Here is a 13,335-nt window from a genome sequence, read left to right as displayed (position 1 = left end):
CCCGCTAGTGGGGCGGGACCGCTCGGCATGCTGTTGCGGCCCTGGAAAACGGGGCCGCGGTGCAGACGCGCGAAGTCAGCCCGCTAATACGAGCTGCGAGCAGCAGTTTACACCGACTCGGCCGGTGGTTTTTCCACAGCACCGACAGTGGTGACTGGCCCGGTCGTCGCCGCGCCGCTGAACTGAACAACGTGCGATGGGTGGCGCTGATCGTGAGCATGGCCCTGGTCAGCGCGGCACCGGCGGTTGCCGATGATGCTCGACTGGATTGGCCGCTGCGACCACGGCCGGTCGTAGTCCGGGGATTCAATGCGCCGTCGCCGGATTGGAATCCCGGGCACCGCGGTGTGGACCTGGCCGGCGCGCCCGGTCAGCCGGTATACGCCGCGGGCGAAGCGACCGTGGTGTTTGCCGGGCTGCTGGCCGGACGGCCGGTGGTATCGCTAGCCCACCCTGGCGGCCTGCACACCAGCTACGAACCGGTGCGGGCGGCAGTGCGGGCCGGTCAGCCGGTGACGGCCCAGACCGTAATCGGCGAGCTGGTAGCCGGGCACCTCGGCTGCCCGGCCGCGGCGTGTCTGCACTGGGGCGCCATGTGGGGTCCGGCGTCCGGCGCCGATTATGTCGATCCGCTGGGCCTGCTGAAATCCACCGCCATCCGGCTTAAACCGCTGGCTTGGCGTCGAGTGTGCTTTTACGGCTTCGAATGTGCGGCCGTGGTGACCCCGCCCGGCGTGTCGGCGCCCTGAGTGCACATTCAACGTCGTCAGCACGCGCTAGGCGCGCGGGTGGGCCTGATCGTGCACCGCACGCAGCCGCGAGACCGCGACATGGGTGTACAGCTGGGTGGTCGCCAGGCTGGAATGCCCCAATAATTCCTGAACGACCCGCAGATCAGCACCGCCTTCGAGCAGATGGGTAGCCGCGCTGTGCCGCAGCCCATGCGGTCCGATATCGGGCGCACTGGCTACCGCGGCGACGGTTTGGTGCACCACAGTGCGGGCCTGGCGCACATCGAGCCGTCGCCCTCGTGCGCCCAGCAGCAGCGCTGACCCGGATTCCGCGGTGACCAACGCCGGACGCCCGTCGTCCAGCCAGCCGCGCAGTGCGTCGGCGGCCGGTACCCCGAACGGCGCGGTGCGCTGTTTGTTGCCCTTCCCCAGCACCCGGACCAGCCGGTACCGGGTGTCCACATCGTCGATGTCCAGGCCGCACAGCTCACTGACCCGGATCCCGGTGGCGTACAACATTTCGACGATCAGCCGGTCCCGCAAAGCCAGCGGATCACCCTGCTCGGCGCCGGATTGTGCTGCTGCCATGGCCTGCAACGCCTGATCCTGACGCAGCACCGCCGGCAGGGTGCGATGCGCCTTGGGCACCTGCAACCGGCCGGCGGGGTCCGCCGCGAGCAGGCCACGCCGCTTCGCCCACGCGGTAAATGCCTTGACCGCCGAAGTGCGACGGGCCAGCGTGGTGCGAGCCGCGCCGGCACCGGCCGCCGCCGCCAGCCACGAGCGCAGCGCCGGCAGGCTCAGTTGGTCGAGACCGGATCCCCGTTCCTCGAGATGGGCCAACAACGACCGCAGGTCACCCAGATACGCGCGACGGGTGTGCGCCGAGCGGCCGCACTGCAGCGCGAGGTACTCATCGAACTCGTCGAGGATCGCCACGCTGTGGTCCGGCACTCCCCCACGTTTGCAGACTCCGCGCGGCGTTCCGCCGTCGACGCGCCGAACTGTTGTCGGGGTGTTACCGTCCGACGTTTTTGCGCTCGACGAGGTAGTTTTCGATGATCAGGGCATCGAGCGGCATGCTGGCGAACGCGCGCAACGCGTCCTCCGGGGTGCAGACGATGGGTTCGCCGGGGCCGTTAAACGAGGTGTTGAGGACGACGCCGTGCCCGTGCTGCTCGCGTAGCCCACACAGCAGGTCGGCGTAGCGGCCGGCGCCGGGTCGCACGGTCTGCGGACGAGCCGTCCCATCAACGTGTGTAACGGCGGGATTGTCGATGCCGGCTTGGTCGGTGAGGGGGAAACTCTGCTGCATGTACGGCGAGTCGACGTCGCGCCCGAACAGATACCGCGACTCGTCATGCAGCAGCGCGGGCGCGAACGGGCGCCATTTTTCCCGCCGCTTGATGCCGTTGACACGGTCGTGGTGCGCGGCAATCGCCGGCAAGGCGAGGATGCTGCGATGACCCAGCGCTCGCGGACCGGCTTCCGCCCGGCCTTGGAACCAGCCCAGCACCTGGCCGCGGCCCAAGCGCTCGACCGCCGTACTCGCCGGATCGTCGAGTTCCTTTGCAGGCCAACCTAACTCCGCTAGATACGACCCGACCTGCGCGGAGTCGTAGCGAGGCCCCAGGTCCGCGCGCGCATCACCGCGGACCGGATCGCCGGCCCGTGCGGCAACGAGGAGGGCCGCCCCCAGCGCCACTCCCGAGTCGTCCGGGGTCGGCTCAAGATGGAGATCGAATCCGCGTTCGACCAGCCGGCCGTTCGCCACGCAGTTGAGCGCGACGCCACCGGACACACACAGCGCGTGTTCGCCAGTGATCTGGATTGCGAAGTCCGCCAACGATTCCAGGGTCGTGTTCACGGTCTCCTGCGCCCACGCCGCCACGTGTGGCTTCAGTAACTCCGTGGCTGTCGGTGCGCTCGCTCGGCGGGAGCGCAGCTCGTCGTATCGCGTCGGCACCCGCGCGCCGGGGCCGAAGCGATTCACCAAATACCGCCGCCATTGCTCGTGCACGTCGCGTGCTCGGGGCTGGGCTGGCACCGTCGAGACGATGTCGCCGTCGCGCCACTGCAACGGCAAGTCGCCGACCGGGTCCGCGTAGGACGCCAGCCCCATCGTCTTGCCCGCGTCGAACCGCCCGAACCCGCAGTGCACCGACACCTCGCGGTAGAAGATCCCCAACGAGGCGTGGAACGACCACGCACGCACCAATTCCAGTTCATGTCCGCGCGCGCGAAAGACGCTGATCGACTCGTCGTCGCCGCGCCCGTCGACCACCACCACCGCAGCCGCCGGCAGTCCGGATCGCAGGTACACCGACGCGGCGTGTGCCTGGTGATGGCTAACCCAGTGCACCTTGGGGGTGCGACGTGGTTCCATGCCGGTCACTGTGCGTACGAAATCGCGGTCCGCAAGGTCCCAGCGCTCATTGCGGATTCGCCCGTATCTCGGTAGATCCCAGCCGTAGGCGAGGGCGTCCACATCATCCAACCCGATGCCGGCTTCGCGCAGTACCCACTGCACCGCCAGCTTCGGGACCATACCCGGGGCGTGCCGCACCCGGTTGAGCCGTTCTTCTTCGACGAACCCCACCACTTCACCGTCGACCACCAAGGCCGCCGACGGATCGTGCGTCGACTCTGTCCAACCATTAAGTCCCAGAACGATCATCCGCCCCCCTCATTCCGTACCGGATGTGATGAACCGCGCCACCAGGGAGCGGCGTCGGGCATGAGGACTCGTCACGGCCTCGACCTGGTGCCACGCACCATCAGAGGGACACAGCACCGCGCTGCTGCCCGTGCGTGGCGGCAGCCGCCGATGCGGCTCGGCGTCGGAGCGCGTGCGCAGGATGCCCAGGCATCCACCGTCGCCGTCCTTCCAACCCTGCGTGAAGTAAAAGATCTGCACCACACGGCGATTCGTTTTGTCAAGGTGCGCACCAAGCCAATCACGCGACCCGTATTCATAGACGGTAAGGTCCAGCACACAATCGGCTAGCCGATAGCCGGTGAGCTGTTCGGCTAGCTTTGTGTAGCGGTCGCTGTACAGGAATTCGGTGAATTGGCGCCAGCGCGTGGAGAGGTTGTCTGACCCGATGCGCAGCGGCCCCCGCGACTGCTGATAGCTCATGGTGGCATACGCGTCTTCTTTGCGCTGGACCAGCAGATGGCTGGGGAATTCGGCGGCCAAAGCTGCACTGTCCGTTGCGGCCAGCGCCTCGGGTAGGTAGCACCATTGCCACGGGTCGGACAGTAGCCGGGCAGCGGACATCGCCGTGGTGAAGTGGGTCGAGTCGAAGGTTGTTGTCACGATTCGAGTCCCTTTCTTGCAATGAGGAAATTCTCGATGATCAGCGCGTCGAGCGGCATGGTGGCAAAGGCGCGTATCGCGTCCTCCGGGGTACAGACAATCGGTTCACCAGGACCGTTGAACGAGGTGTTGAGCACCACGCCGTGCCCATTCTGATCGCGCATTTCGCACAGCAGGTCGGCGTAGGGGCCGGTTCCGGGCTGCACAGTTTGCGGGCGAGCCGTTTGATCAACGTGCGCGATGGCGGGATATTCCGCGACGGCACAGTCAGTCAGCGTGAAACTCATTTGCATATACGGAGAGTCGATGTCGCGACCGAAAAGGTACCGGGACTCTTCGGCCAGCAGCGCCGGTGCGAATGGACGCCACCGCTCACGCCGTTTCACGCGGTTGACACGGTCGCGATGCTCGACGACCGAAGGTGAAGCCAGGATGCTGCGATGGCCCAATGCTCGCGGACCGACCTCGGCTCGGCCCTGGAACCAACCCAGCACCTGTCCCCGGCTCAACCGTTCGGCTGCCGCTTCGGCAGGATCATCTAGCTCAACAACGTCGAAGCCGGTGTGTACCAGGTGATCTCGTATCATGCCCGAGGAATAACCGGGACCGAGGTCGGTTCGGCCATCATGCTTAATCGACAGACCATGCTGGGCGGATACCAGCAGAGCAGCGCCCAGCGCCACACCGGCATCGTGTGGTGCCGGCATGAGGTGAAGTGGCACGCCGCGGTCGACGAGGCTGCCGTTCGCGACACAGTTCAATGCCACGCCGCCGGCGACACAGAGATCGTGTTCGCCAGTCGTCTGGAGCGCGTAGCGCGCCAACGCAAACATCAGATCGTCCACGGCGGCTTGGGCATCCGCCGCTACGCCCGGTTTTAGGTTCGCAACGTCAACGTCGTGCCGAATTGGGCGGGAGCGCAGCGTGTCAAAACCCGGCGCGATCCGCACGGGCGGTCCGTACCGGCGGTCCAGGAGCGCATCCCAGGACCGGTGGACCGCGCTGGCGCGGTCGCACGGCGGGACGGGAGTGACGATGTCGTCGTCGCGCCATGACATGAACGGACGGGTGCCCGCGCGTCCGTAGGACGCCAGTCCCATGGTCTTGCCGGCGTCGTAACGCCCGAATCCGCAATGCTCGCCGACCGACTGGTAGAACAAGCCGAGCGACTGCTCGAACGGCCAGGAGCGCACGAACTCAAGTTTGTTTCCGCGGGCCCGGTAGATCGATATGGAGGTGTCCTCGCCGCGCCCGTCAGCGATAAGGACTGCCGCCGAGGCCAATCCGGACCATAAGAACACCGATGCGGCATGTGCATCATGATGTGCCACCCAGCACACTCGGGGTATGCGGTGCGGCTGCTGGCCGGTGATGCGCCGGACGAATTGCGCGTCGTCCAGATCCCACGACCTGCCGCGAAGGTTGTTCAGCCGTGGCAGATCCCAGCCGCACGCCACCACATCGACATCGTCGAGTTCGATGCCCCCTTCCCGGAGCACGTAGTCCACCGCGAGCACGGGCAGCATCGATCGCGAGTGCCGGACGCGGTTGAGCCGTTCCTCTTCGACGAAGGCCACCAGCCGCCCATCAACGACGAGTGCGGCGGCGGGATCATCGTGGCCAGCACCCCGGCCGTCGCCCCACCCATTGACACCGAGCACAATCATCTCAGCACACCTCCTCGTCGGGTGCCGGTTGTAAAAGCCGCGCGGCGCCGTTGGGAACAGCGCTCGTCCGGTTCTCCCACACCGTGTTTCGTTCCCACCACTGCTCGATCTGGCGCAACTCGGCTCGCACATCGGAGGTGGACAGCGTGAAGGTCATCTTCGCGACGGTCGGCCCGCGAGCGTCAGCGCCGCCGTAGCTGCGCCCGCACTCGCCGGTCACCGAGTAAGTGAGAACGTTGGGCAGGGGGCAGCGGACCGGGATGTCACGCAGCACACCGCGAGCAGGTGGGAAGTATGCAAATCCTTGCCGAGACCTCTCGGTCGCATAGTGCAACGGAGCCCGACGTCCGGCCTGGCCGAGCAAGCTCGCGCCGTGCAGATTCACCCCCAACACCGCCTCGTGGATATTTACGATGTCAGCCCCGCCGGCGCGACAAGCGATCTCGCCCAACACCAGCCGGTCCTCAGGAGTGTGAAAGAACTCGGCATGGAAGGCACAAACACCGGGCACCGGCGGCAACGCGGCCAAAACCTGCCCGGTCGCCGCCCGAAGACGGACGGCCAGCGGGTCGGTCTCGGGCAGCATGCCGCTCATAGCGGGAACACTGAAGGCGACCGTGAACCAGTCGGAGTACGGGTTGTAGCAGGGCTGGCCCAGCACCACGACGCCATCGTCCATCAAACCGTTGACCTGATAGAAATCACCCGCTATCCACGCTTCAGCGAGCATGGGCGCACACCACGCCGCAGCGCCTCGTCCGCCGATGACCGCCTCCAGATCGTCGGCATCGCCGAGCACCTGGATTCCCGCCGAACCACCACGATCGAGCGGCTTGACGAGCACGGGATATCCGACCTCGGCAGCGAAGTCCCGCAGTGCCGCAACGTCATCCACCCGACGCATCGGCGCCACCGGCAATCCAGCGGCGGCGACAAGTGATTTCATGACGAACTTGTCCCGGAAAGCGGTCGCGGTCGGCACGTCGATACCCGGCAAGCCCAGGCGTTCGCGCAACCGCGCCGCGGGCAATACCTCGCGCTCACCGGTCGACAGGATTCGCTCAACGCCAAACTGGCGGCACAGCTGGAACAACTCCTCCTCGAGCGACGGATCGGCAAACCCGCTCACCGAATGCACATGACGAAAGTGGGCGTCCGGGTTATCAAGTCCCGAAGCCGCCAGGGCGGCCGGCGTGCTTACCAGCACCACTTCGCTGCGCGAGTTCGGAAACCATTCCGGCAACCGGTGCACGATGGGCTTGTTGGTGAGTACCAATAACCTCGACACGGAGCAACCTGTTGCAGTCGCACCTCCAGTTTCTGTGCGGGCCAACGCGGTTTCGCCCGACATGCCCGGGACAATCATCGGTTCTTCGCATTGCGTGTCGGTTGTAAAAGCCACGCTGCGCCATTGGGCACACCGCTCGTCCGGTTCTCCCACACCGTGTTTCGTTCCCACCACTGCTCGATCTGGCGCAACTCGGCTCGCACATCGGAGGTGGACAGCGTGAAGGTCATCTTCGCGACGGTCGGTCCGAGGCTTTCTGCACCGTGGTAGGCGCGACCACACTCGCCAGACACTGAGTAAGTGAGAACATTGGGCAGCGGGCAGCGGACCGGGATCTCACGCAACACACCGCACGCAGGCGGAAAGTGTGCAAATCCTTGCCTGGGCATCGTGGGCGCATCGTGTAATGGAACCCGGCGTCCCGCCTGCCCGAGCAGGCCGGCGCCGTGCAGATTCACCCCCAACACTGCCTCGTGGGTATCGACAATCGCCCCTCCGCCGGCGCGACAAGCGATCTCGTTCAACACCAGCTGGTCGTCAGGCGTGTGGAAAAACTCCGCGTGGAACGCACTGACACCGGGTACGGTCGGCAACGCGGCCAAAACCTGCGTGGTCGCCGCCCGAAGACGGGCGGCTAATGGGTCGGTTTCGGGGAGCATGCCGTTCATGTTGGGAACGTGGAAGGCAACCGAGAGCCAACCGGAGTACGGGTTGTAGCAGGGCTGGCCCAGCACCACGACGCCATCGTCCATCAAACCGTTGACCTGATAGAAATCACCCGCTATCCACGCCTCGGCGAGCATGGGCGCACACCACACCGCAGCGTCTAGTCCGCCGATGACCGCCTCCAGATCGTCGGCGTCGCTAAGCACCTGGATTCCCGCCGAACCACCACGATCGAGCGGCTTGACGACTGCGGGATATCCGACTTCGGCAGCGAAGTCCCGCAGTGCCGCAACGCTATCCACCCGACGCATCGGCGCCACCGGCAATCCAGCGTCGGCGAGGATCGATTTCATGACGAACTTGTCCCGGAAAGCGGTCGCGGTCGACACGTCGATACCCGGCAAGCCCAGGCGTTCGCGCAACCGCGCCGCGGGCAATACCTCGCGCTCACCGGTCGACAGGATTCGCTCAACGCCAAACTGGCAGCACAGCTGGAACAACTCCTCCTCGAGCGACGGATCGGCAAACCCGCTCACCGAATGCACATGACGAAAGTGGGCGTCCGGGTTATCAAGTCCCGACGCCGCCAGGGCGGCCGGCGTGCTTACCAGCACCACTTCGCTGCGCGAGTCCGGAAACCAGTCCAGCAACCGGTGCACTATCTTCTTGGTGTTGAGCAGTAAAAAGCTCGATGCCCCGGAATCTGCTGCGGTCATCGGATTAGTCCGCACGGTCGTGGACCGTCCGGCGAATCTCGTCCTCGGCGTCCAGACCGGGGCCGCGCACGAAACGCACCAGGCTCTCGGTGAACGAGATGGCGTCGTCGTGATCTCCTGGATCGGGATAGTGAGCCTGGTGCTGGGGCGCTACCCTGCCCGCTCGCACCGGAGACTCGTTGATGACGGGGATGCTGTCCGTGAGGATCCACCCTGCCGCGATCGCATCCCGTTGGAAAATGAACTGCCCCGTTGCGGGTGAATGGCTTGGGTTGACGAAGGTGTAGAACACTCCGTCGTCGCGCAGCAACTCGTCGGCGCGCGCGAAAAAGCTGCGGTATAGCCGCCGCGAGGGGTCGCACATCACCACGTCGGCGCTGTCGTACAGATCGTTGGGTAGCGGCTGGCGGGCGTCGAACTCGCGGATTTGGACCTTGACTTGGGCTTGGATTTGGGTTTTGCCGGCGTCGAGCTGGTCGAACGTCTTGACCAGGAATTCCACCACGGATGGGTCGGCTTCGAGGACGCGGATGCTGCGGAATCCGCCGACCAGAAACATTGCGACACTGGTGAGGTCGTTGTCGCCGATCAGGGTGACGTCGCGGTCGGCGACGTCACCACGGTAATGCAGATACAGCGGACGCAGCAGCGAGGAACGCAGGGTGACGCGCCGCTGGTGCCACTCGTCGTGCTCGCTGGGCCGGTCGGCGGCCAGTTCGTGCAAGCGGCGTAACCACTGTGCGGCCCTGTCGTTAAGCCGCGCATGCGGATTGAACAGCTCGGTGGCGAGCTGGGCCGGTGTCGGGTCGGGCACTTCGGCGACTCGGTAGCGGTCCCCGTCGCGGACAATGCGCCCGGCTGCCAGCCCCGCATCGAGTGCCGGCAGCAGCTGCCGGTCGGCCAATTGACAGCGGCGCAGCATGTCGGGAACCCGGGCCGGTCCAAACCCCCGCAGCACTCGTACAACAGTGGCGAGATCGGCACTCACGGGTGGCGATACCGAATTCAGGACACTCACATCTACTCCATCAAGGGTCAGTCCGGGTCGCGGACGAAATGGACCAGCAGGGATAGCCGCTGCGGTCCGCTACCTTGGACAGCGGTCGTGATCGGTGGCACCCCGTGCCAGGACTTCTCGGAGCGGCGCATGATCACTGAGGTACCCAGGTGCGGCATGACTCGACGTGCGTACGCATCGAACTGCGGGCCGCGCAGCACCCGGAATTCGCCGCCCCATTCCTCGAGCCAGGACTCGTTGAAGTACACCAACTGGGTGACGACCTTGTCCGCCCGGTCGGTGTGCGGCTCGATCCAGCAGCCTTGGCCGTATCGATCCAGGCGGGCCTCGATCGTGCAGCCCGCCAAATCGGCGCCGGTGAGTTCGGCGACTGCGGCCCGGTAGCGGTCGTCGAGTAGTTCGCCGATCAGCGTCTGCCACGTCGCAGAGAGCCCGGCGACGGTGTCCGCCACCGGTTCGCTGGCCGCCACCACTTGCAGGTTGTACATCAGATAGCGTTTTCGGCCCTGCGTTGTGTCATCTCGCTCGTTGCGGGTGAAGCCGTTCAACGCGAATTCGTCGCGCAGCGTCCGAGCCACCGCATCGCTGACAAACGAGTGCCGGATCACGGCGTGGCGGTACGGGTCCTCGTGTATCTCGGCCCGTTCGATGGCGGCCAGATCGAGCACCGGCATGGTCATCGTTCCTTCTCGGGTAGTTCGGGCAGGTCGTGCCGATACATTCGCCGCATCGCGTCGGACCACGCCGACCGCTGCAACCCGTGCGCTTCCAGATAGCTGCGTAGGTCGTGATGGGCTTGTTCGATGCCGACCAACAGCAGCCGCATCGTGTGCGCCGCGGTCACGGTCCGTGCGGCGAGATCGGCCGGCCGGTAGTCGGCGGCCCACTCGGGCAGCGGATCGTCGCGATGCCAGCTGCGGTAACAGCGGGCGGTGAGTGCGTAGTCGTTCCCGACGTCGACCAGCCGAACCCGCAGCGCCCGCAGCACCAGCGCGGATACCACTCCGGTCCGGTCCTTACCGAAGGTGCAGCACACATACACGGGCGCGGTGGCGGGCTGGGCGATCAGGTCGATGATCTCTGCGGCCACCGCGGCCGCTTGCGGTAGCAGCAGCCGATAGTGTGCAAGGTAGGCGTGCGGCTGCGGACGACACACTCCCCGGATGCCCGTCATGTCGGCGCTCAACGGTCGGCGCAGTACCCGGGTGCCGACGTGATGCGGCAAGTCGGCACCGCCTCGTTCGTCGGGGTGGCGCAGGTCGACGATGGTCCGGATGCCGAGCGCAAACACCGCGGCCGAGGTCTGTGGCCCGGGCGCGGGACCGCGCAGCAGCACCCGCGGACCGATCCGGCTACCACCGGGCCCGCGCAAACCGCCGGTGTCGCGCACGTTGGGCAGTCCTGGCACACGAATCAGCCGGGTGCCGACCGCCGTTCGCCTAGCGCAGACTGACGTCATGTGGACTCCCGATGCCACGCGGTCAGCAGATCGACGACTCGAAACATGATCGCCTCGTCGGCGACCGCGATCCGGATCGCCGCGGTCAATCCCGGCAGCCCGGACAGATCCCGGGTGATCACGCCGTGCTGCTGCAAGTAGGCATGGGCGGCGGCGATCGCAGCGGGTTCGGGTGCGTCGAAGGTCACGAAGTTCCCGCCGCTGGGTCGGGCCCGCCAACCAAACGGGGACTCGTCGATCAATGCCGCGAAGAGTTCCCGCAGCCGCCGCACTTCGGCCTGGATCGTGTCAAACACCGCGGGTTCGGCTAGCGCGGCGCGCAGCAGTGCCAGCGCGACACCCGAGATCGTCCCCTCGGGATCCAGATCGAACAGGTTATTCGCGCGGGTGGGATGTAGGGCGAGGGCAGCGATACGAGCGCCGGACAGCCCATGACTTTTGGAGAAGCTGTTGACCCGAACCACGTGAGGCAGACCGACGACACCGCGTACCAGGTCCTCGCCGCCCTCGGTGAACGCCAGGTAAGCGGTGTCGAGCACCAGCAGGCTGCCGTGCCGGCCGACCTGGTACGCCAGTTCCTCGATCTCGGCGGCGGTGTGGACCTGCCCGGTGTAGCTGTGTGGTTGGGTGAGCACGACGAAGGCGGGCGGCCCCTGACCGAGCCGGTCGAGCAGATCGGTGAACTGGAACTGGCCGGTGTGCGCCGACGGCGGAACCGGATCGAGGGTTGCCCCCGCGATGACGGCGAACTTCGACCAGCCTTCGAAGTTCGGCGTGTGCAGCACAATGCGTTTGGCTGCCGGGAAGGCCCGCACCAACAGTCCCAAGCCGGGGTCGCTGCCTGACGTCAACACCAGCATGTCGGTGTTGACGCCGAGATATTCAGCAGCCAGCGCATAGGTTTCGTCGTAGACCGGATAGCTGAGCACCTCGATCGGGTCGATGTGGCTCAGTGTGGCGGCGTGGAATTCGGCGGCGCTGCGGTGCAGCAATCCGCAACTTTTCAGGTTGACCTCGCCCGGACGCCGGGTCCGGCTGCTGCGGAACATTCCGCCGAGGCCAACGTGGCCAAAAGGCGAGTCGCGCGCACTGTCGGTCTTCATAGCGATGCAGCAGCCGGCTGGTGCGGTGGGATCTGCTCAAAAACGGTGGTCTGGTCGCACTGCGGACCGAAGACCAGCCCGTAGGCGGCACACAGTTCCGCGGGAGTGAATTCGTGTGAGCCGGCGACGAACAGTTGGCGGTTGTAGCCGGCTATCTCGGCCTCAGCCATATCCGGTGTCATTCGCCCCGTAGGGCAATAGATCGTGGGCCGGGCCCGGCCACCGAGACGATGCACAGTCTCGATGGTGTGTTGGGCGCCCGCGATGGTGGTGCCTGGGAGGCCAACGATGACAAAGCAATTCAGCTCGATACCGGCGTCGGCGCACCACCTGGCCAGCTGGTCGAGGTTGGCATCGGAGGTGTGTTTGGCCCGCGGCAACGCGCCGTGACCGGCGGGCTCGAGGGTCTCGAGGCCCACACTCACCCGCACACAGCCGGATGCACCCATCCGCTGCACCAATTCCCGGTCAAGGTGATGGATCGTGGTGGCGCATTTCCACGGATACACCGAACCGGCCCGGATGAGACGGTCGCACAGGTCGCGAACCCAGTTGCGATCCAGCGTGAAGGTCGGCGCATAAAAAGCCACGTACTCGAACGGCGCCTTGGCGAAGGAGTCCTCGATGTAAGCGAGCACGCGGTCAACGCTGAGCCGACGCTCCCGCTTACCGAAGATCGGGTGCACCTCGCAGTACGAGCAGCCGAGTGGGCAGCCCCGCGCGGCCGGGACGACGAGTTCGCGCCGCTTGGGGATGCCGCAGAATTTGTTGGCATCGTTGCCGTACATCTCGTCGTATCGGTGGTAGGGGATCTCGTCGACTTGCGGAAGCACCCACTCCTGGGGGTCGAGCAGCGCACCGGGTTGCACCGGGGCGATCCAGCAACCATCGCGGCGCAGATGCACACCGGCCGCCGTGGTGGCCTGATCGAGGCCCAGGAATATGCTGGCCGCGGCATGCACACCGGGTTCGAAGTCGCCGGTGTGCACCACGGCATCCAGGTCGAACTGCTGGAAGAAGCCAGGATTCATACCGCTGAGCCGCCCGAAGGTGACGATTCGGCTGCCCGGGCACAGCGCGTGAGCGTAGCTCAGGAACCGACCGAGGCCGTCGACACCGTCGAAGTCGTTCATCACCGCGATCAGGTCGTACTGGCTTTGGTACAGATCATCACCAAGGTCTTTCCAGGTGATCCGTTCCACACTGGCATCGCAGACCCGGACGTCGGCATGCGGCAGTTTGCTACGCAGATGGCCGGTGACTTGATAAAGGGCGAGATGGTGACCGGCATTGAAGTAGCTCAGGACCTGGGGTGGCCAGATAACCAGGATCCGGGGGGACGTGTTTTCCTGTCCGCTGGGCATCGGC

General features: G+C 65.8%; 11 protein-coding genes and 1 pseudogene. 1 reads left to right on the top strand and 11 read right to left on the bottom strand.

Annotated features, from left to right (window positions below):
- Positions 1-182 precede the first annotated feature (182 nt).
- Positions 183-677, top strand: a pseudogene (locus B586_RS07095) (M23 family metallopeptidase); the annotation flags it as partial.
- Between the two features lie 99 nt (positions 678-776).
- On the opposite strand, the gene B586_RS07090 reads toward B586_RS07095, so the two are convergent.
- From B586_RS07090 to B586_RS07040, 11 genes are all read right to left on the bottom strand, one after another.
- Entirely contained in the window at positions 777-1,670 is an 894-nt protein-coding gene (locus tag B586_RS07090; RefSeq protein ID WP_054881021.1) for a tyrosine recombinase XerC, read from the bottom strand.
- A 79-nt stretch (positions 1,671-1,749) separates the two neighbouring features.
- Positions 1,750-3,408, bottom strand: coding sequence for a carbamoyltransferase family protein (locus tag B586_RS07085; RefSeq protein ID WP_047315470.1), 1,659 nt, complete (start codon positions 3,406-3,408; stop codon positions 1,750-1,752).
- 9 nt (positions 3,409-3,417) lie between these two features.
- Positions 3,418-4,050, bottom strand: a complete 633-nt coding sequence (locus tag B586_RS07080; RefSeq protein ID WP_054880328.1) for a 2OG-Fe(II) oxygenase — start codon at positions 4,048-4,050, stop codon at positions 3,418-3,420.
- A complete protein-coding gene (locus B586_RS07075; protein ID WP_054880329.1) occupies positions 4,047-5,717 on the bottom strand; it encodes a carbamoyltransferase family protein in 1,671 nt (556 codons plus the stop codon). The genes B586_RS07080 and B586_RS07075 overlap by 4 nt, the downstream gene beginning before the upstream one ends.
- Before the next feature lies 1 nt (position 5,718).
- Complete coding sequence (locus B586_RS20805) at positions 5,719-7,005, bottom strand: ATP-grasp domain-containing protein (protein ID WP_168162515.1); 1,287 nt, start codon at positions 7,003-7,005, stop codon at positions 5,719-5,721.
- Between the two features lie 74 nt (positions 7,006-7,079).
- Entirely contained in the window at positions 7,080-8,387 is a 1,308-nt protein-coding gene (locus B586_RS07065; protein WP_052915683.1) for an ATP-grasp domain-containing protein, read from the bottom strand.
- Positions 8,388-8,391: 4 nt separating this feature from the next.
- A complete protein-coding gene (locus B586_RS07060) occupies positions 8,392-9,405 on the bottom strand; it encodes a bis-aminopropyl spermidine synthase family protein (protein ID WP_156406731.1) in 1,014 nt (337 codons plus the stop codon).
- 17 nt (positions 9,406-9,422) lie between these two features.
- Complete coding sequence (locus B586_RS07055; protein WP_054880332.1) at positions 9,423-10,085, bottom strand: 2OG-Fe(II) oxygenase; 663 nt, start codon at positions 10,083-10,085, stop codon at positions 9,423-9,425.
- A complete protein-coding gene (locus B586_RS07050) occupies positions 10,082-10,864 on the bottom strand; it encodes a tyrosine-protein phosphatase (RefSeq protein ID WP_054880333.1) in 783 nt (260 codons plus the stop codon). Before B586_RS07050 ends, B586_RS07055 begins: the two co-directional genes overlap by 4 nt.
- On the bottom strand, positions 10,861-11,967 hold the full coding sequence (locus B586_RS07045; protein WP_054880334.1) for a pyridoxal phosphate-dependent aminotransferase: 1,107 nt from the start codon (positions 11,965-11,967) through the stop codon (positions 10,861-10,863). The genes B586_RS07050 and B586_RS07045 overlap by 4 nt, the downstream gene beginning before the upstream one ends.
- The gene (locus B586_RS07040; protein ID WP_054880335.1) at positions 11,964-13,331 is read right to left on the bottom strand and encodes a B12-binding domain-containing radical SAM protein; all 1,368 of its coding nucleotides are present in this window, start codon (positions 13,329-13,331) and stop codon (positions 11,964-11,966) included. Before B586_RS07040 ends, B586_RS07045 begins: the two co-directional genes overlap by 4 nt.
- Positions 13,332-13,335: the final 4 nt, after the last annotated feature.

It is taken from the genome of Mycobacterium haemophilum DSM 44634 (assembly GCF_000340435.2).
GTDB classification, from domain to species: Bacteria; Actinomycetota; Actinomycetes; order Mycobacteriales; family Mycobacteriaceae; genus Mycobacterium; species Mycobacterium haemophilum.
Note: the sequence above shows the minus strand (reverse complement) of the source record. Positions and strands in the feature narration are given on the sequence as shown.